Origin of the sequence: Saccharopolyspora gregorii, assembly GCF_024734405.1 — a bacterium.
Lineage (GTDB): Bacteria > Actinomycetota > Actinomycetes > Mycobacteriales > Pseudonocardiaceae > Saccharopolyspora_C > Saccharopolyspora_C gregorii.
The window spans coordinates 2,757,066-2,781,868 of the sequence record NZ_CP059556.1 but is presented as its reverse complement, the minus strand read 5'-3'; the positions used below and the strand labels follow the sequence as shown (position 1 = coordinate 2,781,868).

Genomic DNA, 24,803 nt, shown 5'->3' with positions numbered 1-24,803 from the left:
GACGCGACCGCGCCCGGGACTAGCCGGCGGCGCGGTCGCGTTGATCGCGGTGACCGGAGCGAGCGGACGGAGGGCGCCGTGCCTGAACTGGAAAGACCCCTGCGCAGACTGGGATTCCTGACCATCGGGCTGTTCGACGGGGACGATCCGCGGCCCGGCCACGAGTCGACGCTGGAGATCGTCGAACTCGGCGAGCGGCTCGGCTTCGACATCGCGTGGGTGCGCCACCGCCACCTGCAGTACGGCATCTCCTCCCCCACCGCGGTGCTCGCGGCGCTGACCCAGCGCACCAGCCGGATCGACCTGGGCACCGCGGTGATCCCGCTGGGCTGGGAGAACCCGCTGCGGCTGGCGGAGGACCTGGCGACCGTGGACGTGCTCTCCGGCGGGCGGCTGAACCCGGGGGTGAGCGCGGGACCGCCGATGCACTTCGAGCGGGTCCGCGGGGCGCTGTACCCGGACACCGCCGAAGCGGAGGACCTCGGCTACGGCCGGGCGGAGCGGCTGCTGGACTTCCTCGGCGGCGCACCCGTCACCGGGTTCAGCGGCACCGAGGGCATCGAGGTGTTCTCCGACCGGGTGCAGCCGCACTCACCGGGGCTGGCCGGGCGCGTCTGGTACGGCGGCGGCAGCCTGCGCTCCGCCGAGTGGGCCGGGCGGAACGGGCTGAACCTGCTGGTCAGCAACGTGGTCAAGGCGGAGCGCTCCGCGGACTTCGAGCAGGTCCAGCTGTCGCTGGTCGAACGGTTCCGCGCCCACCACCCCGACGGCGAGCGGGCCCGCGTCTCGCAGGGCCTGGTGGTCATTCCCACCGACAGCGCCACGCCCGCGCAACGCGACAAGTACGCGCGCTACGCCGCCCAGCGGCTGCCGCGCACCACCACCACGCACGGCCCGGCCCGGATGATGTACGCGCCGGACCTGGTGGGCGACTCGGCGGAGCTGGCCGAGCGGCTCGCCGCGCACGCGGCGTTCCGCGCGGTCGACGAGGTGTCGTTCGCGCTGCCGTTCACCTTCGACCACGACGACTACGTGCAGATCCTGACCGACATGGCCACGAAGCTGGCACCCGCGCTGGGCTGGCGCCCGGCGGCCTGATCCGGCGTCACCACGCGGCGCCGGGGTTGCGGACGCCGTCCGGCGGCGCCGGATCCCGTTCCCCGCCGGGCGGCGCCGGGGCTTCCGGCACCGCCGCGCCGCGTCGGCGATTCGGACCCCACCGCGCGGCGCCGGCGGTTCGGTTGAACGGCGCGGTCGCCGCGACCAGGATGGCTGGAATGAGCCTCCGCCTGCGTGCCCTGGAACGCGACGACCTGCCGTTCGTGCACGGGTTGACGAACAACTCGCGGATCATGACCTACTGGTTCGAGGAGCCCTACGAGGCGCTGGTCGAGCTGCAGGACATCTACGACCGGCACATCCACGACACCCGGGAGCGCCGCTTCGTGATCGAGGCGGACGGCGAGCGCGGCGGCCTGGTGGAACTCGTGGAGATCGACTACATCCACCGCAACGCCGAGTTCCAGATCATCGTCGCCCCCGACCACCAGGGCCGCGGGCTGGCCGCGGAGGCGACCCGGCAGGCGTTGGACTACGCGTTCGCGGTGCTCAACATGCACAAGATCTACCTGCTGGTGAGCACCGAGAACACCAAGGCGATCCACGTCTACGAGAAGCTCGGCTTCCGCACCGAGGGCGAGCTCCGCGAGGAGTTCTTCGCCGGCGGCCACTACCACAACGCGCTGCGCATGGGCGTCTTCCAACGCGACCACCTCGCGTGAGCGGCGACCGGCCCGGCCCCGGAGGCGGTACGTGGCGGGCGGGCGATGAGGTGGCCGTGGGCGATTTCGAGCTGAGCGGGGACGAGCTGCGGGCGGTGGCGCGGTACGCGCTGCTCGCCGCGCAGGAGGTGCTGCCGGTGTTCGAGGATGCCTGCCCGGGCGACCGCCGGCCGCGGGCCGCGATCGAGGCGGCGCGGGAGTTCGCCGACGGCGCGCGGCGGAGCAGGCTGCAACGGGCCGCCTCGCTCGACGCGCACCGCGCCGCCCGGGAAGCGGGCACCGAACCCGCACGCCTGGCCGCCCGGTCGGCGGGGGACGCCGCGTCCGCCGCGTACCTGCACCCGATCGCGCGGGCCTCCCAGGTGGGGCACGTGCTGCGCGCCGCCGCGAGCGCCGCGCGCGTCGCCGAGCTAGGCGCCGGGGACGACCGCGCGGTCGGCGACGCGGCGCTCGCGCGGTGGCACCGCCTCGCCGATCTGACCGTGGTCGACGTCCTGCGCCGCTACCCCGCACCACCGACCGCGCGGAACCGGGTCGCGGAACTGGTGGCGGCACTGGACACCGCACTGCGCAGAACGTCCACATCGGACTGAACCCGCGGCCCGCGGCGGGCGGGCGCCGCGCCGGGCGCGCGTTCGGCGCGGCGCCGCCGGATCACCCCGGCCGGTTGCCGGTGGGGATGGAGATGCTGATCGGGTAGTCGCCGCGGGACAGGAACAGCAGCACCGCCTGCCGCAGCACCTCGTCGAACGTCCAGTAGGCCTGCTGCGAACCGGGGAAGTTCTGCAGCAGCCCTTCGCGGACCGCGATGAACGGGCCCCACAGCGTGTTCAGCAGCGGGTCCCAGATCGGCTCGTCCGGGATCATCAGCCACCGCGCGACCTGGTCGCCGAGCATGAACCGGGTGAGCGCGCCGATCACGGGCCTGCTCAGGATGGAGCCGTCGATCTCCTTGCCGAAGTCCATCAGGATGTCGGCCAGGTTCACGCCTTCGGCGGTGGGCGCGAGAATGGGGGTGAGCACCTGGTCGGCCTGCAGGTTCGCCTGCTCCCAGGATGCGGGGATGTACTCGTCGGCGATGCCGAGCATGTGCGCGCACAGCTGCCAGGAGTGCAGGTACGCCTCGGATTCCTCCGGTGGGATCGGCACGTTCCACTCCACCATCTTGCGGTTCACGGTGGTGGCGAGGCTGTGCCAGGTGACCATCATGTCGGCCTGGCTGATCGGGATGTCCTCGGGCGCGACGTCGCTCCACTGCGCCGACTTCGGCAGCAGGTTGCGCACGCCGGCGTGGGTGAGGCGGGTCTTGACGCAGGTGACGATCATCGAGCCGTCGTCGGCGTAGGCGTTCGGGGTGCCGATGTCGTAACCGAGCTTGGCGGTCTTGGTGATGCGGTCCTTCATGTTCGCGCCGCCGTAGGAGTGGTAGACGGCGCGGGCCTCCTTGGGGATGACGGTGCTCATCATGCCGCTGGCCATGCCGTAGAGAACGCCGAGGTAGAGGCCGCGCTTCTCGTTGAACCGGTAGGCGAGGTCGAGCTTGCGCGGGTCCGCCCAGTCCGGCTTCCGGCGGGCTTCTTCGATGAAGTCCCGCAGTTCGGTGGGCAGGCCCTTCGGCAGGTCCTGCCCGTTGGTCGTCCACTCGCGCAGCAGTTCGTTGACGCGGGGTACCGCGCCGCTGTCGAGCAGCGATCCGACGAGGGGGTCGGCGACCTCGTCCCAGACCCAGCGCGGGTCGGCGCCTTCGCCGGTGCCGACGACGGAACCGCTGGGTTGCCAGGTCCACGCCATGGCGGGGGCGGCGGTGCTCAGCGCGCCGAGCGCTCCCAGTGCGCCGCCTGCCGCGAGCAGTCCGCGCCTGCCCACGAGTCCGCGTCCGCCCGGTTCGGGTGTGCCCTGTTCGCTCATGTCCTGAACTTCTCCTCGAGTCCTTGGATCGCGAGGTGCGGGGTGATCACGTGCAGCAGCGGCGTGCGCGGTGGAGCCGGTTCGGGCCGTCGCACCGGAAGATCGCTGGTACGGTGAAACAAGATCCGCTACTGCGTATCAGGAAGCGAAGCACAGGACGCGCCCGGGCACCAGCCCCGGACCGGCGTGCGGCCCGCATTCCCGTCGTTCACCGCAATCCCGCTCGGGTGGAAGGGGGAGCACCGTTGCTCCGAAGGCACGACCGCGGCGGCCGGACCCCGGTGGCGCGAACCGGGGATCCGGCGCCGCGGAACCTGTACTGTCCGAGATCATGACGCCGCACGACCCCGAATCGCTGCTGGAGCGCGCGTTCACCGAGGCCGTCGACCGCGTCGAGGACACCGACGAGACCACCGCGCGCGTCCTCGACGCCGCCTACGAGCAGTTCTGCCGCCTGGGCCTGCGGCGGTCCACCATGGAGGACGTGGCGCGCCGGGCCGGGGTCTCCCGGATCACCGTCTACCGCCGGTTCGCCACCAAGGACGCCCTGGTCGAACACGTGGTGCGCCGCGAGTTCCGCCGGTACTTCGACCGGTTCCTCGCCGACATCCGCCACGCCCGCACCGCCGCGGACCGGGTGGTGCTGGGGTTCGCGAGCGCACTGCGCGCCATCCGCGGCAACCCGCTGATCGGTGGGCTGATGGAGGTCGAACCGGAGGTGATGGTGCCGTCCATGCTCACCGACGGCGGGCGGACCATGGCCACCGTGCGGCGCTTCCTCGCCGAGCAGCTGCGCCGCGAGCAGCGCGACGGGCACGTGCCGGAGCGGGTGGACGTGGAGGTCGTCGCGGAGCTGATGGTCCGCGTCTCGGCCTCGTTCCTGGTCACCCCCAGCGAGCTGGTCGACCTGGACGACGACGAGCAGGTCCGCGAGGTGGCCCGCCGCTTCCTGGTGCCGATGCTCGCCGAACCGGGCGCCGGGTGAGCGGCGGTCGCGGGCCCGCGACCGACCGCGGCAGGCGCAGGACAGCGCTCGACCGCAGCAGGCGCGGGGCGGAGCTCGGCCGCAGCGGTCTCCGGGCCGCGACCGACCGCAACGGGCGCAGGGTCACCCGCGGCGGACGTGGCGCAGCGATCAGCCGCGGCGGGTGCGGGGGCCGTCGTACTGCTGCTCGGTGACCGGTTCCAGCCAGCTGGTCTCGGGCCGGTCGTCGTCCGGCGCCTCCCACAGCGCGAGGTGCTCCATGAAGCGGTCCGGGGCGGCGCCGTGCCAGTGCTCCTCGCCGGGCGGGCAGTGCACCGTTTCCCCGGGCTGCGCCTCGAAGATCGTGCCGTCGCGGGTGCCGACCAGCGCGACCCCGGCGACCACGTGCAGCGTCTGCCCCACCGCGTGGTGGTGCCAGCGGGTGCGGGCCCCGGGCGCGAAGCGGGTCAGGTTCGCGCGCAGCCGCGAGGGCTCGGTGCCGACGTGGATCACGTCGAACCACACGTCGCCGGTGAACCACTCGGCGGGTGCCCTGGTGGTGGCTCGCGGGCCGGTGAACTCCACGGCGTCTCCTCGGTGTCGGGCGGGAATCCGTGCCGACCACCTTAGGCGCCGCGCGCACGCCGGCGGCCGGCCCGCGGGTGCAGGCCGGCCGCCGGTTCGTGCGGAGTGATCAGCGGATGGCGCCGAGGGTCAGGGTGAAGACCTCCGGGTCACCGGCGTTGACCTTGCCGCTGTGGTCCTCGCCCGCGTTCGAGCTGACGTCGTCGTAGGCGAACGCGTAGCCCTTGCCGTCGGGCAGGTTCTCGTGCACCACGCGCGCGTAGTGGTTGGTGATCTCGTTCTGGTAGAACGTGGCCGGGTCCTCGTCCTGCGGCTGGTTCGGGTTGATCAGCAGCGTGGTGCGGTTGAACGCCGCCGCCAGCCGCGGCACGATCGCCAGGCGCTCCTGGGAGTCGCTCTCCGGGTTGTTCGCGAACGGGCCGCTGTTGCAGCCCCAGATGTCCACCGAGGACGGCTTCTCGAACCGCTCCGAGCCGAAGACGAACGCGTCGCCCTCGACCTTGCCCTCGATGACGCCGAGGTCGTCGCGCTGGGTGTCGACGAAGATCGACTCACCGGCGTACTTGGCGTACACCTCGTCCACGTACGGTTCGAGGTAGCCCTCGAAGTCGGCGGCGCGGTGGTTCGGGTTGAGCACCCGGACGACCTTGCCGTCGGCCTCCTGCACCAGCTTCGGCCAGTTCTCGCCCTGGTCGCGCAGGCCCTGGGCGACACCGTCGAGCGCACCGGTGGGCATGCCCGGGACTTCCTGGTCACCGCTGCCGGCCTTCAGGTGCAGCGCGATCGGCGCGGCGACGAAGTCGACGTAGCTGATGTTCGCGTAGAGCTGCTCCTCGTTGAGGGTGAACTCGGCGAACGTCCAGTCCTTGCCGTAGTTCGAGTCGTCCTCGGAGACGAAGTTGGGGTGCACCACGGAGGTCGTGCCGTCCGCGCCCTGCACCACCTGGAAGTCCAGCTTGTCGTCGGTCACGAAGTACACCCGCGCGCCGTACATGCGCGGCACGGTGACCTCGACGCTGCCGTCGACCGGGATGGCGGGGTCCTCGCCCAGCGGCTGCGGCTCGGGGCCACCCGCCTCGGGGAAGTAGGAGGTGCCGTCCTGCCGGATGAACACGGCCTTCTTCTCCGCGTCCGAGAATCCGGCGATGTAGGCGTGCGCCGTGGTGCCGGAGTTGTTCTGCAGCACGAACTTCAGGGTTTCCGGAGCGGCCGAAGCGAACGGGGCGTTGATCGCCTGCACCCAGAAGGGCGTGGTCAGCGCCGCAGCGGAATACCCGAGAAACCGCCTACGAGAAACCATGGGGTTACCTCCAGAGACAAACTTGACCACCTCGGAAGGCGGTCGATCTTCTCGTGATCGATCCCGAAAGTCTGGCGGTCTAGACCTGCACTCGATACCTCCAAAAGGAGTACGTATTCACCAGCTTCAAACACGAATCAACGCGACCGCACACCGAGATGGGAAAATCAAGAACGCGGCGACATCCAGCCACAAAACCGGGAAATCTGACCGCATGGCGGGACAGCACGCGAACGACGGCGATTCCGTTCCCGGAAGCACGACGAAAGTCGGAACGGGACCTCACACCGAAGTCTGATTGCGCGGAACGGTTCCGGGCACCGCCGAACCGCGCGTCCACGCGGGACGGAGCCCACGGGGGCCGGGAGCAGCGCGCGAAGAACGACCCGCCGGCGGGCCGCGCGGAGCGGATCAGGAGGCGGGCGCCGGAACGGCCGACGCACCGCCGGGGGAGATCACCCCTCGACGCCGGAACGGCTCGCACAGCCCGCACGGCCGAAGCGGATCACGCACCCCCGCGCAGGACCGGCACCCGGTCGCACCCCAGCTCCGGACCCGCCCCCGCGAACCTCGGTCAGCCCGCCGAACCGGGCTCGTCGACCAGCAGCACCAGCACCCGCCGCAGCTCGTCCTGGAGCCGTTCGATCTCCTCGTCGGCGCCCGCCAGCGCGAGGCGCAGCCCCCGCTGGAAGATCCCGTCGATCATCGCGTAGGCGATCCCGGACGAGGTCGCGGGCCGGACCTGCGCGAGCTCGGCGCAGCGGCCGATCACCTGCCAGATCATCTCCTCGCGGCGCCGGTCGATCTCCTCGACGTCCGCGCGGAAGGACTCCTCGAACAGGCTCTGGTTGCGCAGGTCGTACCACAGCCGGTGCAGCGGGGCGTCGGCCCGCATCGAGGCGAAGAACTCGTCGATGAACCCGTCCCGCAGCTCGGGCGCGCTGGTCGCCTCCGCGATCACCCCGTCGTAGCGGGTCACGCAGACGGCTTCGTACTGGCGGACGGCACGGGTGATCAGGTCCTGCTTGTCGGCGAAGTAGTAGTGCAGGACCCCGTGGGAGAACTCGGACTTCTGCGCGATCTCGCGCAGGCTGGTCCGCGCGTACCCGAGGTCGGCGAGCGTGTGCAGCGTCGCCACCGCGAGCTCCGTGCGCCGCACCTCGAACTTGTCGACCTGGCGGCGGGCCACCTTGTTCCGCTTCGTCTCCGCGACCTCGGTCACTTGCCCGTCCTGTCGGCTGGTTCCGGCTGACGCCACAGTCTAGCGCCCCGGTCCGCGATCTTTCTTGACAAGCGTCCAAAAAATTCTTGACGACTGTCCAAAAACTTGCCTACGGTGTGATCCGCGCCGCACGGACGATCTTCCGGCCCGTGCGGCTTCCCCGATCTCAACGAGGAGATTTCCGGATGAGCAGTGATGATCTGACCGGCCGAAGAGCACTGGTGACCGGCGGCGCGCGCGGACTCGGCGCCGGCATGGCCGAGGCGCTGGCGCGGGCCGGCGCCGCCGTGGTGATCGGCGACGTGCTCCAGGACGAGGGCGAGAAGACGGCCCTGGCGCTGCGCGAAGCGGGCGCCGACGCCCACTTCGTGCCGCTCGACGTCACCGACGACGACAGCTGGGCCGAGGCCGTCCGGCGCACCACCGGAGCCATCGGCGGGCTCGACGTGCTGGTGAACAACGCGGGCGTGGAGATCAGCAGCCTGATCGCCGACCTCGACCCGGCCGACGTCCGCCGGATGCTGGAGGTCAACGTGCTCGGCACGTCGCTCGGCGTGAAGCACGGGTTCCGCGCCATGCGGCCCGGCGGCGCGGCCGGGCAGGGCGGGGCGATCGTCAACATCGCCTCCGTCGCGGCGACCATCGCCTTCCCCGGCATCGCGCTGTACTCGGCCACGAAGTCCGGCATCGACCGGCTCACCCGCGTCGCCGCCGCCGAGTCCGGGAAGCTCGGCTACGGGGTGCGCGTGAACTGCATCTACCCGGGTCTGACGCCGACCACGATGGGCAACCAGCTCGCGGTGGACTGCGCCGAGCTGGGGTTGTTCCCCTCCCCCGAGGCCGCCGCGGAAGCCGTCGTGGGCCTCACCCCGCAGGGCCGCCTCGGGCAGGTCGACGACATGGCCGACGCCGTGGTCTTCCTCGCCTCCGACGCCGCGAAGTTCATCACCGGGGCCGGGCTCCCCGTCGACGGCGGCATGGGCATGTGACCGGGTCTCCCCCACCAGCACGGAAGGAAGCAGTTCATGGCCACTGACAAGAAGGTCGTCGTCTACGGCGCCTCCGGTTACACCGGACGCCTCATCTGCGAGTACCTGCGCGAGTACGGCATCCCGTTCCTGGCGGCGGGCCGCAACCGGCAGCGGGTGCAGGACGCGGTGGACGCGGTCCCCGGCATCGACACCGTCGAGCACGACGTCGTCGAGGTCGAGCACACCGCCGAAGCCCTCGCCGAGCAGTTCCGCGGCGCCTCGGTCGTGCTCAATACCGTCGGCCCGTTCGCCCGCTTCGGGCACGAGGTCGTGCAGGCATGCCTGGAGATCGGCGCGCACTACACCGACACCAACGGCGAGCAGAACTGGATGATCGACGTCGAGCAGCGCTACGGCGCGGCGTTCGCCGATCGCGGGCTGCTGCTGACGCTGGGGCTCGCGCAGATGTACACCATCGGCGAGATCGCGGCGAACATCTGCCTGGAGACGCCGGGGCTGGACACGCTGGACATCCAGGTGTTCTGGAAGGGCCACCCCACGGTCGCCTCCACGAACACGATCCTCACCAACGCGGTGCTGGCCGACGCGTTCTACCTGGAGCAGAACGAGTACGTGCCGTGGCCCGCCGACCGCGGCACCTACGACGTGGTGGTGCCCGGCCACCACGAGGTCGGGCTCGCGCTGCCCTGGGGCGGCACCTCGCACCCGGTGTGGTTCAAGAACGACCCGCGGGTGGCGAACGTGCGGGCGCTGGGCGGGGTGTTCGACCGGTCGCTGATGCAGGCGGTGCCGCAGATCGTGGCCTCGGCGATGGAGCAGATGGAAGGCCTGTCCACCGAGCAGAAGCTGGCGATGATCGACGAGATCTCCGCCGGGGTGCGCAGCGAGATGCCGCCGCGGGAGAACCCGCGGATCAACACCTCGCTGGACTCGGTGCACGCCTCCGGGCCGCTGGGGCGCGCGCACTGCGTGATCCACGGCAACTGCAACTACAAGCAGACGGCGCTGCTCAACGCGCACGCCGCCGCGGAACTGCTGCAGCAGCCGCCGCGGAAGGTCGGGTTCGCCTCCAGCTGCCAGGCGTTCGGGCACCGGGAGCTGCTGGGCACGCTGCGCGCGTTCGGCCTGGTCCTCGACCCGATCCTGGAGGTCCACCGCTGATCGGTGGCGCCGGCCGCCGTCCGCGGCGGCCGGCGCTCCGACCGGCACGACGAGGTGGGCCGCGCGCCGCGCCCCGCGCCGCCGCCTCGTCAGCGGCGAAGCCGCGGGGGCCGACGCGCACGACGAGTTCTGCAGAGAGGCGATGAGCTGTGCAGCTGGCCGACTACTTGGACAAGGGCGCTTCCCTCGGCGGGGACCGGCCTTGCTTGACCACGGGCGGGCAGACCCGCTCGTACGCCGAGGTGCAGCGGCTGTCCTGGCGGGTCGCCGGGGCGCTGCGGGGGTCCGGCATCGAACCCGGGGACCGGGTCGCGGTGCTGTCCGGCAACGACCCGGACGCCCTCACCTGCATCTTCGGCATCTCACGGGCCGGGGCCGTGTGGTGCCCGGTGAACCCGCGCAACGAGGCGGCGGAGAACCGGCAGCTGCTGGAGCTGTTCGGCTGCCGCTGCCTGTTCTTCCAGGAGCGGTTCGCCCCGCTGGTCCAGCGGATCCGCGGTGAGCTGCCGCGGCTCACCGAGCTGGTGTGCCTCGACGGGGAGGTCGAGGGCGCGTGGACCTTCGACGAGTGGCTGGAGCGCAGGGCCACGCCGCAGCAGCGCGTGCCGCGCGCCGGGGACGACCTGTGCATGCTCGCCGGGACCGGCGGTACGACCGGGGTGCCGAAGGGCGTGCGGCTGACCGCGACGAACATGCTGACGGCGACGGCGACGACGCTGATGAGCTACCCGTTCGGCGAGTCGCCCCGATACCTGGCGCTGGCCCCGCTGACCCATTCGGCGGGGGTGCTGACCTTCCCGGTCCTGGCGCTCGGCGGTGAGATCGTCATCATGCCGAACCCGGACCTCGGCGAGTTCCTGCGGCTGGTGCAGCGGCACCGGATCACGCACGCGTTCCTGCCGCCGACGGTGATCTACGGGCTGCTGGACCATCCCGACCTGGACGCGGCGGACCTGACCTCGTTGCGCTGCCTCTGGTACGGCGCGGCTCCGATGTCACCGGCGCGGCTGGAGGAGGCGCTGACCCGGATCGGCCCGGTGCTCGGCCAGTTGTTCGGGCAGACCGAGGCGCCGAACATGATCGCGACGATGGCGCCCGCCGACCACTTCCGCCCGGACGGGTCGATCGCCACCGAGCGGCTCTCCGCCGCGGGCCGCCCGAGCCCGCTGACCCAGGTGGCGGTGCTGGGCGACGGGGGCGCGCTGCTGCCGACCGGCGAGCGCGGCGAGATCGTGGTGCGCGGCCCGCTGGTCATGGACGGCTACCACGAGGCGCCGGAGGCGACCGCGGAGGTCAGCGGGCACGGCTGGCACCACACCGGCGACATCGGGTACCTCGACGAGGACGGCTTCCTGCACATCGTCGACCGCGCCAAGGACGTCGTGATCACCGGCGGGTTCAACGTGTACTCGGCGGAGGTGGAGCGGGCGCTGCTCGCGCACCCGGCGGTGCAGGACGCCGCGGTGGTCGGCCTGCCGCACGAGAAGTGGGGCGAGCAGCTGACCGCCGTGGTGCAGCCGCGGGCCGGCGCCCGGGCGTCCGAGGAGGAGCTGCGGGTGTTCGTGCGGGAACGGCTCGGCGGGGTGAAGACGCCGAAGCGGATCGAGCTCTGGCCCGACCTGCCCCGTTCCAAGATCGGCAAGGTGCTGAAGCCGGACATCAAGCAGCGGCTCGCCGAAGGCGGCTGAGGGCCGCACCGCGGACCGGTCCGCCCGCGCGGGGGGCGGGCGGACCACCCGCGATCAGCGCGCCACGTACGCGCTCAGCACGGCCTGCACCTCGTACACGTCGACGCCCTTGCCGAACTGCTTCACGATCGGCTCGTACGCGCCGGACAACCACAGCTTCAGCTCGGCGTCCAGGTCGAAGGTGCCCGCCGTCTCCACCGCGAAGTGGCTGATGCTGCGGTACGGGATCGAGTGGTACTCGACCTTCTTCCCGGTCATGCCCTGCTTGTCGACCAGGATCAGCCGCCGGTCGGTGAACAGCAGCGAGTCGCGGATCAGCCGGTACGCGGAGTGGATCTCCTCGCCCCGGGCCAGCAGCCTGCCGTACTCCTGCGCCGCCGCACGAGGATCGATCTGCGACGCGTTCCCCATCATGCCGTCGAAAAGTCCCACGGACGCACTCCCCTGCAAGATCGAGATTTCCCCTGGCCCCAGAGTAGCGAAGCGCGCGGGCCGCTGGTCCGGCGTGCACCGGCGGCACCGGATCCCGCCGTGCACCACCCGGTTGCGAGACTGGGCCGGTGAAGACCGATCGATGCCCCTGCGGCTCCGGCGACGTGTTCGCGGACTGCTGCGCACCGCTGCACACCGGCGCGCGCCGCGCGGCCACCGCCGAACAGCTGATGCGCTCGCGGTTCGCCGCGTTCGCCGTCGGCGACGCCGAGCACCTGCTGCGGACCTGGGACCCGTCGACCCGGCCGGACTCGGTGGAGCTGGACCCGGCGCAGCGCTGGACCCGCCTCGACGTCCTGGACCGCAGCGGCGGCGGCCCGTTCGACTCCGCGGGCACGGTCCGGTTCCGCGCGCACTACCGGCTGGACGGCCGCGCCGGGTCGCTCACCGAGCACAGCCGCTTCACCCGCAGCGGTGGGGACTGGTACTACGTCGACGGCGAGCACGAGTGACTCACTCCTCGGCGAGCAGGGCGTTCATCCGCTGCAGCACGTCCAGCTGCGCCCAGTTGTAGTACTCGACCATCGCCGGGACGACGACGGAGGCGGCGTACGCCTCCCCGCCCGGCGCGGTCCGCCACGCGTCCCGCATGGCCGGGTACGCCTCGTACTGCCGGTGGAACTCGGGCAGGTAGCGCCGTGCCAGGTCGGCGCGGGTGGCCTCGTCGGCGTCCGCGGGCAGTCCCTCGAACTCGGTCTCGACCGGCAGCATCGGCCGCGACACGATCTCCTGCAGCGCATCCATCACTTCGGGGCTGAACACCCTGGCGTACAGCAGCATCAGCGATCGGCCCGAGCGCGGGACTTCCTCGCGGATCCCGTCGAACCCGGGCGGCAGCTCGGCCAGCGTCCGGTTCCGCAGCACCGCCGCGAGTTCCGCCCGCATCCGCTGCTGGCGTTCGATGCTCGCGGCGAGCTCGGCGTCGAGGGCCCGCAGCGCCTGCTCGGCGCGGTCGTCCGGGCCCTCCACCACCGCGATCTCCGCCAGCGGGACGCCCAGGTCCACCAGCCGCCGGATCCGCAGCAACCGCGTCAGGTGGCTGATGCCGTACCGCTTGTACCCGTTCGACGCCCGCTCCGGCTCCTCCAGCAGCCCGATCCGGTGGTAGTGGCGGACCGCCTTCACCGTCGTCCCCGCCAGCTCCGCCACCTGCCGCGTGCTCCACGCCATCGAGATCCTCCCGCTCTTGCCCCCTTTCCACACCATGCCCCAGGGGCACGGTCAAGCGGGGACGGCTTCCGGCCGGCCGGTGGAGCCACCCGCCGCGCGCCACCGGCCGCATCGGGGATCGCGGCGGGAGACCCGGCAGCGGGGGAACCGCCGAGGTTCCGCCGCCCCCGAGTGCTGCGCGACGCCGGAAGGCGAGCGGTGGAGTTCCGCCACGGCGGCGGTCGACCGGGGGCGGCGCCGAATTCGACGGGAGGCGCGTTTCGCCGTGACCGCGGGTACCCGAGTGCGTGCTCGCGGTGCACGACGGACCGGCCGAGCCGGGGGGGTCGTGCGGCGGTGAACCGGGCGTGTTCGGGTTCTACGCGAGCCCCGGTGGCGCTACGGTTCCGATCATGATCGGTGCGCTCCGCGGCCGCACCGGCTCGCCGCCGCACCCGGTGGTGAGCCCGCCACGCCCCGTGCTCGGCGGCGACCACCTCGAACCGGAGGTCCGCTGATCCGAGCACCGACCGCTCCCGTCCAGGAGGTCCGCTGATGCCCCTTCCCTTCCACCCGTCCGACGGCGACCCGGTGCCGCCCGCGCTGCGCGGGTTCGCCCGCGCGCACGCGCACCTCGTGGAGCTGCGCGAGGGACCGGCCCATCTCGTCGCCCGGCACCGCGATCCGGCCCGCCGGGTCGGCCTGGTCTCCGGCGGCGGTTCCGGGCACGAGCCGCTGCACGCCGGGTTCCTCGGCCGCGGGATGCTCGACGCCGTGGCACCGGGCAGCGTGTTCGCCTCCCCGCACAACAAGCAGGTCCTCGCGGCCAGCCGCGCCGCCGCCGGGCCGGACGGCGTCGTGCACGTGGTGAAGAACTACACCGGGGACCGGATCAACTTCGGCATCGCCGCGGAGCGGTTGCGCCTGGAGGGCGTCGAGGTGCGGCGGGTGCTGGTGGACGACGACCTGGCCACCGAGTCGGCCGAGACCGCGACCGGGCGGCGCGGCACCGCGGCGACGGTCGTGGTGGAGAAGCTGCTCGGCGCGGCCGCCGACACCGGCCTGGGCCTCGACGAGCTCGCCGAGCTGGGCGGGCGGTTCGCCGCGGCCTCGCGCAGCCTCGCGGTCGCGTCCCGCGCGCAGACCTCCGCGCACACCGGGGAACCGTCGTTCGCGCTGGACGCGGCAGAGCTGGAGTACGGCGTCGGCATCCACGGCGAACGGGCCCGCAAGACCGTCGCCCGGCCGCCGCTGGAGGAACTGGTGGAGAAGCTGCTCGACGAGCTCGTCGCCGGGCTGCCGCCGGGGCCCGACCGGGTGGTCGCGGTGCTCAACGGGCTCGGCGGCACCACCCAGCTGGAGCTCTACGGGCTGCACGACCTGGTCTCGGACGGGCTCGCGCGGCGCGGGTTCGACGTGGCGGGAGCGCTGGTCGGCACCCTGGTTCCCGCACTGGACATGGCCGGGTTCTCGGTGACGGTGACCAGGATGGAACCGGACTGGTGGCCCTGGTGGACCGCGCCCGCGATCACGCCCGCCTTCCCGCGTACCTCGGAGGAATCATGATCGAGCAGGAGACGGTGCTGCGCCGGTTCGCCGCCGCGGTGGAGGACGCGCACGCGCAGCTGACCGAGCTGGACCAGCGCAGCGGCGACGGCGACTTCGGCGACAACCTGCGCACCGGGGTGCGCACCGCCGTGGCCCGCTTCGACGCCGACGGCGGCCGCGCCCTCGACGCGTTGGGCGAGGTGTTCCTGGACGAGGTGGGCGGCACCAGCGGCCCGCTGTTCGGATTGCTGTTCACTGAGATCGCCCGCGCGCTCGCCGAGTCCGACGACCTCGCCGGGTTCCGCGCCGGGACCGGTGCGGGGCTGGCCGCGATCCAGCGGGTCGGCGAGGCGGAGGTCGGCGACCGGACGCTGGTCGACGCGCTCGCCCCCGCCGTGGACGCTGTCGAGCAGGGGTTCGCCGCCGCCGCCCGCGCCGCCGCCGACGGCGCGGAGGGCACCGCGCGGCTGCGGGCCCGGATGGGCCGGGCCAGCTACGTCGGGGAACGGGCGCTCGGCGAACCGGATCCGGGAGCGCTGGGCATCGCCCTCCTGTTCTGGTCGTTCGCCGCCGCCACCGACCCGTCGGACGCGCCACCCGCCCCACTCCCCCGCTGACCCCCAGGTGAACGCCCCACTCACCCCAGCACACTGGGCCAGCGGACCACTCACCTAGTAAGCGGCCCTCGGTGGGATGCAGGTGAGTGGCCCGCTCGACCCGGCTCGCTGGGCGGTTGGGCCACCCACCTGGCGCCCTACCCACGGGTCGCGATAGGTGAGTGGCCCATTCGACCCGGCTCGCTGGGTGGGTGGGCCACTCACCTCGGGTGGGGGGATTCGGGGGAATGAATCACGGGTGGCCGTGGTTGCGGGCGGTATGAGTGACGAGAACGGCAACGTGCCCGACTGGGTCCGGCAGCAGGTCGAGCAGATCCGCCGCACCGGCACCACCGAGGGCCTCGAGGTGCGCGGCGCGCCGATCGTGCTGCTGACGCTGCGCGGCGCCAAGTCCGGCAAGCTGCGCCCGACACCCGTGATGCGCGTGGAGCACGACGGCAGCTACGCGGTGATCGCCTCGAAGGGCGGCGCCCCGGAGCACCCCACCTGGTACCACAACATCAAGGCCCACCCGGAGATCTCGCTGCAGGACGGGACGACCATCCGCGACTACCTGGCCCGCGAGGTGTCCGGCGACGAGCGTGCGCAGTGGTGGGAGCGGGCGGTGGCCGCGTTCCCGTCGTACGCGGACTACGCGGAGAAGACCGACCGGCTGATCCCGGTGTTCGTGCTCGACCCGAAGTGAGGCCGCGGCGCCCGGTCGCGGTTCCGCGGCCGGGCGCCCCGCCAGGTCCCCTGCTCGGGACCGCCCGGAGCCGCAGGTTCTCCAGCGCCGCCTGGATGAGCCTCGGCCGGTTCCGGATCCTCCAGCGGTGCCTGGATTCACCAGTGCTGCCCGCGTTTCTCCAGCGCCACCCGCTTACTCAGGCCACCCGCTTACTCAGGCCACCCGCTTACTCAGGCCGGCCGCTTCCTCAGGCCACCCGCTTACTCGGGTCGCCCGCTTTCTCAGGCCAGCCGCTTCCTCAGGCCGGATCTCCCACGGGATTCCCCGGCACCGGGCCCGCCCCGCCTCGGGCGCTACTCCGCCTCGCCGGCTCCCGCGGTGATTCGGCGGATCGCGTCGAGGGTGAGTTCCCGGTCGTCGCCGGACCTGGTGCCGAGCGCGCGGTGGATGGTGAGCCCTTCGATCAGCGCGTCGAGTTCGCGCGCGGTGTCCGCGTCGAAGTGCCTGCCGAGGGCTTCCTGGCTGCGCCGCATCCACTCGTCGATCAGCTCGCGGTAGGCGGGTTCGCGGGCGGCGAGCGCGTAGAGCTCGTGGGTGAGCACCAGGTCGGCCCGGGTGGCGAACAGGTCTTCGTGGATGAGCTCGGCGACCGCGAGGCGCGCTTCGGCGATGCCGTGCGCGGCGCCGAGCCGTCGTTCGAAGCGGGCGATGACCGCGCCGGTGAACCGAGAGAACGCTTCGCGCAGCAGCTCGTCGATGCTGGCGAAGTGGTAGGTCATCGAGCCGAGCGGCACGTCGGCGCGGGCGGCGATCTTGCGGTGCGAGGTGCCCGCGACGCCTTCGTCGGCGATGAGCCCCAGTGCCGCGTCGATGATGCGCGCCCGCCGCTGCGGGTCGAACCGGCGGCCCTTCGGTGGCATGTCCCGCGTCACCTCGACAGAAGGTAGTCGATGGGTGACCTCGCGTCCGATGCGGGCCCGGGCGGGGCGGAGGCCGGTCGATCCCGAAACCCTCTCACGTACGCTCGTGCGCATCATTGCGTACGGTCGTACGCAACGGCTTGCGTTCACGCCGCCACCGAGAGGAACCATGACCGAGCACCCGGGTGGCGGCGCGCCGCCGACCGCCCCCACCGGCCGCCGCCGCGCACTCCAGTGGATCTTCTTGCTGCTGGGCGTCTCGCTGGCTTCCTGGGTGACCCGCACGCCCGCCATCCGCGACGCCCTGGCCGCCTCCACCGGCGAGATGGGCCTGGTGCTGTTCGGCCTCTCCGTCGGATCGATGACCGGCATCCTCGCCGCCGGGCCGGTGGTGCGGCGCTTCGGCACCCGGCCGGTGATCGCGGTGAGCATGGCGCTGGCGGTGGCGGGGCTCGCCGTGCTCGGCGTCGCCACGGCGCTCGCCACCGCGCCGGGCGCGTTCGCCGGGCTGCTGCTGTTCGGCCTGGGCATGGGTTGTTCGGAGATCGCGACGAACGTGGAGGGAGCCGAGGTCGAGCGGCTCGCCGGGCGCCCGCTGATGCCGTTGCTGCACGGCACCTTCAGCGCCGGGACGGTGGCGGGCGCGGTGCTCGGCATGGTGTTCACCCGAGCCGAGGTCGCCGTCGAGTGGCACCTGCTGGGCGTCGCGGTGCTCGCCGGGATCATCACGACCGCGGTCGTTCCGGCCGTGCCGACCGGTTTCGGCAAGCAGCGCGGTGGTTCGCGGCGCGGTGCCGGTGCGGCCGCCCGGGAGCAGTTCGCGCTGTGGACGCAGCCGCGGATCGCGCTGATCGGCTGCGTGGTGCTGGGCATGGCGCTGGCGGAGGGCGCGGCGAACGACTGGCTGCCGCTGCTGATGGTGGACGCGCACGGTTTCGACCCGGCTTCGGGGACGGTCCTGTTCGCGGCGTTCGCCGCTTCGATGACGACCGGGCGCTTCGCCGGTTCCGCGCTGGTGGTCCGGTTCGGGCGTGCCGCGGTGGTGCGGGCGAGCGCGGGGCTGGCGGCGCTCGGGCTCATCGCGGTGATCTTCACGTCGAGTCCGGTGGCCGCGTCCGCCGGGGTGGTGCTGTGGGGATTGGGCGCCGCGCTCGGGTTCCCGTTGGCGATCTCGGCTGCGGGAGATGGTGGCGGGGATTCCACCGCTCGGGTCAGCGCGGTCGCCACCGCCGGCTACCTGGCGTTCCTCGTCGGGCCGCCGCTGCTCGGTTCCCTCGGTGACCACTTCGGACTGCGGTACGCGATGATCGTGGTACTGGTGCTCGTCGGTTGTGCGGCGCTCACCGCTTCGGCCGTGCGCGGCCCGTCTCCGGCAGAAGGAAGGTGAACCCGGTGTCCACACGGGAACGACCACTGCGGTGGATCGCGGTGGTCTGCGGCCTGATCGGTGCGGTCGCGGCGGTGCTCGTGCCGTTCCTGCCCGTGCGGTTCGAGATCACCGAGCTGCGCTGGCCGACCCCGCAGGGGACCCAGGCGGTGTCCGCACCGCTGTCCGCGTACCAGCCGATCCGGCTGGACCTGGAGATCCCGTGCGCGACCGCGCGCGGCCTCGACGAGCGCAGCCCGGACCCGGCGGTGCTGCTGAGCACCAACCCGCCGAAGGCCGAGTACGGCGACCTCACCGGCCTGCGGCTGGACGTGCACGACGGGCAGCTGCGGCTGATCTCGCAGGGCCAGCAGCTCGGCACCGCGGCGCTGCCCGCCGGGGACTGCACCGTGCGGGTGCACTCCGACGGCCGGGCCACCACCGCCTCGGTGGGCGACGAGACCTTCGCCCGCGTCGGCGGCGACGCCCGGCCGCAGCTGACCGGGATCTACTCCGATGTGGACGGTGCGGTCGACGACGTGCGGGGGCTGTCGTTCTCCGCGCAGGTGGACGACCGCTACGACAGCCACCCCACCCCGTTGAAGATCGCGGCGATGGTGCTCGCGGTGCTCGGCTGCGCCGGGGCGCTCGGGGCGCTGCACCGGATCGACGCGCTCGCCGGGCGGCGGCCCGTGCGGCTGGGCCGCGGGCGGTGGAAGCCCACCGGGCGGGACGCGGCGGTGGCCGCCGCGCTGCTGGCGTGGTGGCTGATCGGAGCGATGACCTCCGACGACGGGTACTTCCTCACGATGGCCCGGGTCAGCGGTGACCTCGGCTACGTCAACGACTTCTACCGGTGGTTCTCCGGCCCGGTCGCGCCGATGGGCTGGTTCGTCGAGCTGCAGTCCCTGTGGGTGTCGGTGTCCACGGCGACGCCGTGGCTGCGGGTGCCCGCGCTGCTGATGGGCCTGCTGAGCTGGGTGCTGATCAGCCGGTTCGTGCTGCCCCGGCTCGGCCAGCGGGTCCGCCGCAGCCGCGCCGCCGGGTGGGCCGCGGCCGCGGTGTTCCTCGCCTGCTGGCTGCCCTACGACAACGGGCTGCGCCCGGAACCGGTCGTGGTGGTGCTCGCGCTGCTGGCGCTGTGCGCGGTGGAGTACGCGGTGGCGACCCGCCGGTTGGCGCCCGCCGCGCTCGGGCTGATCGTCGCCGCGTTCTCGGTGGCGGTGAACCCGCACGGCATGGTCGCGGTGCTGCCGTTCCTGGCCGCCGCGAAACCGCTGCTGCACCTGGTGCGGGACCGCGCGGAGCGGTTCGGCTGGGTGGCGGTGCTGAGCCCGGTCGCGGCCGCCGGCCTGGTGGTGCTGGTCGCCTCGTTCGGGGACCAGTCGTTGCAGACGGTCGCCGACGCCACGGCGGTGCGCTCCGAGATCGGGCCGTCGCAGGCCTGGTACCAGGAGCTCAGCCGCTACGAGCTGCTGTTCGGCATGTCCCCGGACGGTTCGCTGACCCGCCGGTTCCCGGTGCTGCTGCTGATCCTGTGCCTGGCGATGTGCGCGGTGGTGCTGCTGCGGCGCGGCCGGATCCGCGGTGCCGCGCTCGGGCCGGCCAGGCGTCTGCTCACCGTCGCCGGGCTGTACTTCGTCGCGCTGGCGCTCACGCCGACCAAGCACACCCACCACTTCGGCATCCTCGCCGCCGTCGGCGGTGCCGTGGCCGCGCTGACCGCGCTGGCGACCAGCAGCACGGTGCTGCGGTCGAAGCGCAACCGCGCGGTGTTCTTCGGCGGGCTCATGGTGGTGCTGGCGTTCACGTTCACCGGCACCAACGCCTGGTGGTACGCCTCCGGCTGGGGCGTGCCGTGGTTCGACAAGCCGCCGTCGATCAAGGGCTACGAGTTCAGCACCGGGTTCCTGATCATCGCGGCGGTCGCGCTGGGCGTGGCGCTGCGCGAGCACCTCAAGCTCGACGACCGGAACCCCCCGGCACCGACCGAGGACCGGTCGCGGGCGCTGCGGCTGGGCACGGCGCCGCTGTCGATCGTGTGCGCGCTGCTGATGCTCGCCGAGCTGGCCTCGCTGGCGAAGGTGATCCCGGAGCGCTGGGACACCTACAACCTCGCCACCGACAACGTGCGCCAGCTGGCCGGGGCGAGCTGCGGGCTGTCCGACTCGGTGTACGCCGAGACCGATCCGGCGTCCGGCGTCCTCGCCCCGGCGCCGCAGCCCGGGCGCGCGGTCCCGGACGGGAAGACCGACGAGGACGAGACCCCGGACGAGTACCTGCGCGGCAGCGACGCCGGATTCGTCCGGGGCGGGCTGCCGGACACCCGGAACATCGACACCGGGCAGCCGCTGTGGACGCCGCCGTACCGCTTCGGCAGCGACCAGGCGCCGGTGTGGGGCAGCTACGGTTCCCCGACCAGCACCGGGAAGCTGCGCACCGGCTGGTACGACCTGCCGGAGCGCGCCACCAGCGGCGAGGTGCCGATCGTGGTGAGCTCCGCCGGGCGCACCTCGGGCGCGAACTCGCTGTCGGTGGAGTTCGGCCGCGACACCCCGGAGGGCTTCGAGATCCTGCGCCGCGATCCGATCGGGCAGGACGACGAGCAGCGCTGGCGGGACCACCGCGTCGCGGCCCCGGCGGAGGCGACCCGGGTGCGGGTCGTCGCCGAGGACCGCGCGCTCGGCGAGGAGGGCTGGCTGGCGGTCAGCGCTCCCCGCGCGCCGCGGCTGACCCGGATGACGGACGTGGTGGGCGACGCTCCGGCGTTCGTGGAGTGGCCGGCGGCGATGGTGCACCCGTGCCTGAACATGACCTCGATCCACCACGGCATCGCCGAGCTGCCTCGGTTCCGGGTCTCCGGTGGCGGGGACGTGCGCGGCACCGGGCAGGGCTGGTCGGCGCCGGACGCGGGCGGGCCGTTCGGGTACCTCAACGTGGCGACGAGCATGACGGAGCTGCCGACGTACCTGCGCAACGACCTGGGCAACGACTGGGGTTCGCTGTACGCGGTGCACCCGTACGAGCCGGACGCGCTGCCCGCGTCGGCGGCCGCGCACACCCACGAGGAAGACCACTGGGGCCTGTGGAGCCCCGGCCCGACGCCGAACCCGGTCGTGCTGCCCGGGGACGTGCCGGACTCCAACACCCGCTCGGACGTGGCGCCGGGGCCGCGCTAGCCGGCAGCCGGTCGGCACCGATCCCGGGCTGGTTCTCAGGGTCGGGTGCGATTCCGAACCCGGTCCGCATCGCCATCGGGCGGCGCGGACCGGGGCGGGCACGGCGGCGTGGCCCAGCCGATTTCCTTGAGTCTATTTAGGACTGTCCCTGCATCTGGTCGTCCCGATGCTCGTCCGCTTGCCGGTCCGCGGGAATCCGGGCGGCGGGAACCGTGCGGGACGGCACCGCGTCGAGCGGTGGTTCGGGCATCCGCGCGGCCCGCGAGGTCGCGGCTGGTCGGCACCAGCGCGAGCGCGTGCGGGCGGCCGGGATCACTGCCCGTCCCCGAACCGGCCCGATGGTTCTTCGCCGGTGTCCTGCCGGCGGCGGGGCCGCTGAGCAGCCGGCCCCCATCCAGCGCGACCACCGACGGGTTCTCGGCGGGTCCGGCACCCGAGCGCTCCGCAGCAGAAGGCGCGAGGCAGGCGGTCAGGGCGGGTCGAGGGTGAGGTTCCGGAGCTCCGGCCAGATCTCCGCCCACGGGGCGGTGCGGCCGGTGAGGAGCCAGAGCTCGGCGCGCTCCGGAACGAGCCCGCCGTAGGTGCCCAGCGGGGTCGGCGCGTCCACCACCGCCACCCGCCGCGCCGCGGCGAACCGGTCGCGCAACCGGCCGGGCTCTCCGACGAACAGCATCCGGTCCTGGTGTTCCGGCGGCGGCGCGAACCAGCCGTAGGCGCGATTCGTGCTCACCGCGGGCGGCAGGCTGAGCTCGGGCGCGGCGGTGTCCAAGTAGGTCGCGTACACGTAGGGGCCGGCGCCGAGCGCGGTGCGGTCCCGCTCGGCGGCCGGGACGTCCCGGTAGGCGCGGGCGGACGCCGCGACCAGCGCGTCCGCGAACCTCGGTGCGGCCATGACCGAGGTGAACCCGAGCGCTCCGGTGGCGAGCACCCCGCTGAGCAGCACGACCGGCCACGCGGCCCGCCGCCGCCCCGACTCCCGGCGGTGCTGCAGCGCGACCGCGCCGATCGCGACGAAAGCGCTGTAGAGCGGCAACGGGTAGTAGTGCCGTCCCGCGGCGAGCGCGAACGCGGTGAACAGGACTGCGAACACCACCGCGAGGAACCGGTGCTCCCGCCACCGCCGGTCCCGCACCATCGCCACCAGCCCGCAGCCCGCGAGCCCGAGCGCCAGCGGCCCGATCACCGCGAGCCCGTGCAGCACCACCAGCGCCCGCCCGCCGTAGATCAGCTGGTTCTCGGCCGCCACCACCGCGCCCATCGCGGCCTGCGGCCAGCCGTGGGCGGCCTGCCAGGCCAGCGTCGGCGCCGTGATCAGCAGCGCGAGCGCGACGCCCGCCCAGGTCGCGGGTCGGCGCAGCAGGTCGCGCGGCCCGGCCACGGCGACCGCGATGAGCACCGCGACGCCCAGCGCCAGCACCTGGAACCGGGTCTGCGCGGTGATCCCGGCGGCGACGCCGAGCAGGAGCAGCAGCCGGTCGTCCCGGGTGCGGATCCACCGCAACAGCAGCAGGAACAGCACCGCCCACAGCGCGGGTTCCAGCGAGTACGGCGTCAGCCAGTGCCCGAACTGGGCAGCGGCCACGCAGGTCGCCGAACCGAGCGCGCCGAGTACCTGGGCCCGCGCGTCCCCGCCGAGCTCCCGGGCCATCAGCGCGGTCAGCACCACCGCGGCCGCGGTGGCCAGCACCGCCGGAACCGCGAGCACCACCGGGTTGCCCGGGGCGATCGCGTCGGCGAGCCGCGCCAGCAGCGGGGTCAGCGGCGGCTGGTCCACCGCGCCCCAGTCCAGGTGGTGGCGGCCGATCGCGACCACCAGGTCCTCGTCGAACCAGCGGCGCGGCACGGCTGCCACGCCCAGGTGCGCTAAGGCGACGACCCCGGCGATGAGCACGATCGGCCGCCACGCCGGGCGGTGCAGTTCCATCGGTGCCCACTCCCCCGCTCGCTATCCGGCTCACTCGCACGATCAGGGGATCAGTGAACACCGTGCCGCGGCGGCACCCTCGAACCGGAGTCGTGCACCAGCACCCCGGCATGCGCGCGGGCCCGGCACGGCCCAGGCGGTCGCACCACGGCTCAGCGGAACCGGCGGACTCGTCAGCTCGGGTCGAAGCGGCCGCGCTTGACCGAAGCGAGGAAACCCGCCACGTCCACCCGCAGCACCGGACCACGCGGATCCTTCGAATCCCGGATCAAACCACGCGGATTCGACAGTTCGACGCAGTTCCCGTTCGGATTGGTGTAGCTGGACTTCTGCCACCGCATCGCCGCCATCAACCGACCTCCCACTTCTCGCCAGCCTGCACGAGATAGTCTAGCGAGTCAGCGGGACTGAGGGTAACTTCTCGAATCTTGACGACCGCCTTGCGATATTCGCGCAGGTCGTGCTCAACCGGGATGAAGGCTCCGGAACTGTAGTGCTCGAAATGCACGACCGAGGGCGCCGACGGGAAGTCGTAGATGACGAACGGGCCGGACCAGCCCGGATGCCAACCCGCACGCAGCGGCACGATTCGGATGACGACGTTCGGCTTCTCGCTCATGTGGAGCAAATGGGTGATCTGCGAACGCATGATGCGCGGTGAGCCGATCGGCTCGTGCAACGCCGCCTCGCTGACCAACGCCTCGAACTCCAGCGGTTCGGGTCGGGACAGCACCTCACTGCGGCTCGCGCGGATCATCGCCCGCACGTCCAGATCGTGCTCCGGAAGATCCGCCTCCTCGAGGATGGCGCGACTGTAATCGCTGGTCTGCAGCAGGCCGGGAACTCCCATCGGCGACCACTCCACGATCGCCGAAGCCGCCCGTTCGCACTCGATCGCGCCCGCCAGCTGCTGCGGGATGCCGGAGATCCCGACGGTGAGCCAGCTCGGCTCGCCGAGGTTGCGCGCGAGGTCGAGGATGCGTTCCCGCTCCCCCGGCGGTACCCGAAGCGCCGCGAGGATCATCGCGACCACTTCGACGCCGGGGACCCGGTGCCCCGTCTCCCAGTGCGAGATCTGGGTGTGCGAGATCTCGAGCTGGCGCGCTAACACCCGGAGGCCCACTCCGCGCGTTTCCCGCGCATCGCGCAACGCGGCGGAAAGGGCTCTGGCCCGGGGCGTACCTGCGGTGGCGACCATGCAACACCTACCTGTCGTCGCTGTTCTCCTCGATCACGCGATCGGCGCTCTGGTGGTCCCGGTGCGCAACCGGCCACCGTTGTGCGGGACGGGATCGCGGGGACGCCGGAATGGCGTGAATCCGATTCTGTCGCACCGCACC

Annotated in this window: 23 protein-coding genes; 13 read left to right on the top strand and 10 right to left on the bottom strand. The window is 72.6% G+C overall.

Annotated features, from left to right (window positions below):
• The first annotated feature begins 87 nt into the window (after positions 1 to 87).
• The 3 genes from H1226_RS11935 (at position 88) to H1226_RS11925 (ending at position 2,374) form a co-directional block, all read left to right on the top strand.
• Complete coding sequence (locus H1226_RS11935) at positions 88 to 1,098, top strand: LLM class flavin-dependent oxidoreductase (RefSeq protein ID WP_258349397.1); 1,011 nt, start codon at positions 88 to 90, stop codon at positions 1,096 to 1,098.
• Between the two features lie 179 nt (positions 1,099 to 1,277).
• The gene (gene speG / locus H1226_RS11930) at positions 1,278 to 1,781 is read left to right on the top strand and encodes a spermidine N1-acetyltransferase (protein ID WP_224959930.1); all 504 of its coding nucleotides are present in this window, start codon (positions 1,278 to 1,280) and stop codon (positions 1,779 to 1,781) included.
• 56 nt (positions 1,782 to 1,837) lie between these two features.
• Positions 1,838 to 2,374: a putative immunity protein gene (locus tag H1226_RS11925; RefSeq protein ID WP_258349061.1), complete on the top strand. Its 537-nt coding sequence runs from the start codon at positions 1,838 to 1,840 to the stop codon at positions 2,372 to 2,374.
• 61 nt (positions 2,375 to 2,435) lie between these two features.
• Here H1226_RS11925 and H1226_RS11920 read toward each other — a convergent pair whose 3' ends face one another.
• Complete coding sequence (locus tag H1226_RS11920; protein ID WP_258349060.1) at positions 2,436 to 3,689, bottom strand: oxygenase MpaB family protein; 1,254 nt, start codon at positions 3,687 to 3,689, stop codon at positions 2,436 to 2,438.
• Between the two features lie 331 nt (positions 3,690 to 4,020).
• Here H1226_RS11920 and H1226_RS11915 point away from each other — a divergent pair, with 331 nt between their 5' ends.
• On the top strand, positions 4,021 to 4,674 hold the full coding sequence (locus H1226_RS11915; RefSeq protein ID WP_224959920.1) for a TetR/AcrR family transcriptional regulator: 654 nt from the start codon (positions 4,021 to 4,023) through the stop codon (positions 4,672 to 4,674).
• Positions 4,675 to 4,824: 150 nt separating this feature from the next.
• Here the strand turns inward: H1226_RS11915 and H1226_RS11910 are convergent, their stop codons facing one another.
• The 3 genes from H1226_RS11910 to H1226_RS11900 form a co-directional block, all read right to left on the bottom strand.
• Entirely contained in the window at positions 4,825 to 5,238 is a 414-nt protein-coding gene (locus H1226_RS11910; protein ID WP_258349059.1) for a (R)-mandelonitrile lyase, read from the bottom strand.
• 109 nt (positions 5,239 to 5,347) lie between these two features.
• Positions 5,348 to 6,538 carry a glycoside hydrolase family 64 protein gene (locus tag H1226_RS11905; protein ID WP_258349058.1) on the bottom strand — a complete coding sequence of 397 codons (1,191 nt, stop codon included), beginning with the start codon at positions 6,536 to 6,538 and terminating at the stop codon, positions 5,348 to 5,350.
• 574 nt (positions 6,539 to 7,112) lie between these two features.
• Entirely contained in the window at positions 7,113 to 7,760 is a 648-nt protein-coding gene (locus tag H1226_RS11900) for a TetR/AcrR family transcriptional regulator (RefSeq protein WP_258349057.1), read from the bottom strand.
• Between the two features lie 185 nt (positions 7,761 to 7,945).
• Between H1226_RS11900 and H1226_RS11895 the strand changes: the two genes are divergently transcribed.
• From H1226_RS11895 to H1226_RS11885, 3 genes are all read left to right on the top strand, one after another.
• The gene (locus tag H1226_RS11895; protein WP_258349056.1) at positions 7,946 to 8,749 is read left to right on the top strand and encodes an SDR family NAD(P)-dependent oxidoreductase; all 804 of its coding nucleotides are present in this window, start codon (positions 7,946 to 7,948) and stop codon (positions 8,747 to 8,749) included.
• A gap of 36 nt (positions 8,750 to 8,785) precedes the next feature.
• Positions 8,786 to 9,913, top strand: a complete 1,128-nt coding sequence (locus H1226_RS11890; protein ID WP_258349055.1) for a DUF5938 domain-containing protein — start codon at positions 8,786 to 8,788, stop codon at positions 9,911 to 9,913.
• A 149-nt stretch (positions 9,914 to 10,062) separates the two neighbouring features.
• Positions 10,063 to 11,601 (top strand): acyl-CoA synthetase, encoded by a 1,539-nt coding sequence (locus tag H1226_RS11885; RefSeq protein ID WP_258349054.1) that lies wholly within the window; start codon positions 10,063 to 10,065, stop codon positions 11,599 to 11,601.
• Positions 11,602 to 11,655: 54 nt separating this feature from the next.
• On the opposite strand, the gene H1226_RS11880 is transcribed toward H1226_RS11885, so the two are convergent.
• Positions 11,656 to 12,033 (bottom strand): PH domain-containing protein, encoded by a 378-nt coding sequence (locus H1226_RS11880; RefSeq protein ID WP_224959910.1) that lies wholly within the window; start codon positions 12,031 to 12,033, stop codon positions 11,656 to 11,658.
• 128 nt (positions 12,034 to 12,161) lie between these two features.
• Here H1226_RS11880 and H1226_RS11875 point away from each other — a divergent pair, with 128 nt between their 5' ends.
• Positions 12,162 to 12,545 (top strand): YchJ family protein, encoded by a 384-nt coding sequence (locus tag H1226_RS11875; protein WP_258349053.1) that lies wholly within the window; start codon positions 12,162 to 12,164, stop codon positions 12,543 to 12,545.
• Between the two features lies 1 nt (position 12,546).
• Here H1226_RS11875 and H1226_RS11870 read toward each other — a convergent pair whose 3' ends face one another.
• Positions 12,547 to 13,263 (bottom strand): MerR family transcriptional regulator, encoded by a 717-nt coding sequence (locus H1226_RS11870; protein ID WP_258349052.1) that lies wholly within the window; start codon positions 13,261 to 13,263, stop codon positions 12,547 to 12,549.
• Positions 13,264 to 13,797: 534 nt separating this feature from the next.
• Between H1226_RS11870 and H1226_RS11865 the strand changes: the two genes are divergently transcribed.
• From H1226_RS11865 to H1226_RS11855, 3 genes are all read left to right on the top strand, one after another.
• Entirely contained in the window at positions 13,798 to 14,808 is a 1,011-nt protein-coding gene (locus tag H1226_RS11865) for a dihydroxyacetone kinase subunit DhaK (RefSeq protein ID WP_258349051.1), read from the top strand.
• On the top strand, positions 14,805 to 15,407 hold the full coding sequence (locus tag H1226_RS11860; RefSeq protein ID WP_258349050.1) for a DAK2 domain-containing protein: 603 nt from the start codon (positions 14,805 to 14,807) through the stop codon (positions 15,405 to 15,407). The genes H1226_RS11865 and H1226_RS11860 overlap by 4 nt, the downstream gene beginning before the upstream one ends.
• A gap of 259 nt (positions 15,408 to 15,666) precedes the next feature.
• A complete protein-coding gene (locus tag H1226_RS11855; RefSeq protein WP_258349049.1) occupies positions 15,667 to 16,092 on the top strand; it encodes a nitroreductase family deazaflavin-dependent oxidoreductase in 426 nt (141 codons plus the stop codon).
• A gap of 335 nt (positions 16,093 to 16,427) precedes the next feature.
• Here H1226_RS11855 and H1226_RS11850 read toward each other — a convergent pair whose 3' ends face one another.
• Positions 16,428 to 16,994, bottom strand: coding sequence for a TetR/AcrR family transcriptional regulator (locus H1226_RS11850; RefSeq protein WP_258349048.1), 567 nt, complete (start codon positions 16,992 to 16,994; stop codon positions 16,428 to 16,430).
• Between the two features lie 169 nt (positions 16,995 to 17,163).
• Between H1226_RS11850 and H1226_RS11845 the strand changes: the two genes are divergently transcribed.
• Complete coding sequence (locus H1226_RS11845) at positions 17,164 to 18,381, top strand: MFS transporter (RefSeq protein ID WP_258349047.1); 1,218 nt, start codon at positions 17,164 to 17,166, stop codon at positions 18,379 to 18,381.
• A gap of 5 nt (positions 18,382 to 18,386) precedes the next feature.
• Positions 18,387 to 21,539 carry an arabinosyltransferase domain-containing protein gene (locus H1226_RS11840; RefSeq protein WP_258349046.1) on the top strand — a complete coding sequence of 1,051 codons (3,153 nt, stop codon included), beginning with the start codon at positions 18,387 to 18,389 and terminating at the stop codon, positions 21,537 to 21,539.
• A 469-nt stretch (positions 21,540 to 22,008) separates the two neighbouring features.
• Here H1226_RS11840 and H1226_RS11835 read toward each other — a convergent pair whose 3' ends face one another.
• The 3 genes from H1226_RS11835 to H1226_RS11825 form a co-directional block, all read right to left on the bottom strand.
• On the bottom strand, positions 22,009 to 23,463 hold the full coding sequence (locus tag H1226_RS11835) for a glycosyltransferase family 39 protein (RefSeq protein ID WP_258349045.1): 1,455 nt from the start codon (positions 23,461 to 23,463) through the stop codon (positions 22,009 to 22,011).
• Between the two features lie 173 nt (positions 23,464 to 23,636).
• Positions 23,637 to 23,813, bottom strand: a complete 177-nt coding sequence (locus H1226_RS11830) for a DUF397 domain-containing protein (RefSeq protein ID WP_258349044.1) — start codon at positions 23,811 to 23,813, stop codon at positions 23,637 to 23,639.
• On the bottom strand, positions 23,813 to 24,661 hold the full coding sequence (locus H1226_RS11825; RefSeq protein ID WP_258349043.1) for a helix-turn-helix domain-containing protein: 849 nt from the start codon (positions 24,659 to 24,661) through the stop codon (positions 23,813 to 23,815). The genes H1226_RS11830 and H1226_RS11825 overlap by 1 nt, the downstream gene beginning before the upstream one ends.
• Between the last annotated feature and the right edge of the window lie 142 nt (positions 24,662 to 24,803).

Excerpts from the sequence above, each read along its gene's own strand:
- H1226_RS11905 (WP_258349058.1), bottom strand. The coding sequence starts at position 6,538 with ATGGTTTCTCGTAGGCGGTTTCTCGGGTATTCCGCTGCGGCGCTGACC.
- H1226_RS11830 (WP_258349044.1), bottom strand. The coding sequence starts at position 23,813 with ATGGCGGCGATGCGGTGGCAGAAGTCCAGCTACACCAATCCGAACGGG.
- H1226_RS11920 (WP_258349060.1), bottom strand. The coding sequence starts at position 3,689 with ATGAGCGAACAGGGCACACCCGAACCGGGCGGACGCGGACTCGTGGGC.
- H1226_RS11850 (WP_258349048.1), bottom strand. The coding sequence starts at position 16,994 with ATGCCACCGAAGGGCCGCCGGTTCGACCCGCAGCGGCGGGCGCGCATC.
- H1226_RS11825 (WP_258349043.1), bottom strand. The coding sequence starts at position 24,661 with ATGGTCGCCACCGCAGGTACGCCCCGGGCCAGAGCCCTTTCCGCCGCG.
- H1226_RS11895 (WP_258349056.1), top strand. The coding sequence starts at position 7,946 with ATGAGCAGTGATGATCTGACCGGCCGAAGAGCACTGGTGACCGGCGGC.
- speG (WP_224959930.1), top strand. The coding sequence starts at position 1,278 with ATGAGCCTCCGCCTGCGTGCCCTGGAACGCGACGACCTGCCGTTCGTG.
- H1226_RS11870 (WP_258349052.1), bottom strand. The coding sequence starts at position 13,263 with ATGGCGTGGAGCACGCGGCAGGTGGCGGAGCTGGCGGGGACGACGGTG.
- H1226_RS11845 (WP_258349047.1), top strand. The coding sequence starts at position 17,164 with ATGACCGAGCACCCGGGTGGCGGCGCGCCGCCGACCGCCCCCACCGGC.
- H1226_RS11860 (WP_258349050.1), top strand. The coding sequence starts at position 14,805 with ATGATCGAGCAGGAGACGGTGCTGCGCCGGTTCGCCGCCGCGGTGGAG.
- H1226_RS11855 (WP_258349049.1), top strand. The coding sequence starts at position 15,667 with ATGAGTGACGAGAACGGCAACGTGCCCGACTGGGTCCGGCAGCAGGTC.
- H1226_RS11890 (WP_258349055.1), top strand. The coding sequence starts at position 8,786 with ATGGCCACTGACAAGAAGGTCGTCGTCTACGGCGCCTCCGGTTACACC.
- H1226_RS11835 (WP_258349045.1), bottom strand. The coding sequence starts at position 23,463 with ATGGAACTGCACCGCCCGGCGTGGCGGCCGATCGTGCTCATCGCCGGG.
- H1226_RS11865 (WP_258349051.1), top strand. The coding sequence starts at position 13,798 with ATGCCCCTTCCCTTCCACCCGTCCGACGGCGACCCGGTGCCGCCCGCG.
- H1226_RS11915 (WP_224959920.1), top strand. The coding sequence starts at position 4,021 with ATGACGCCGCACGACCCCGAATCGCTGCTGGAGCGCGCGTTCACCGAG.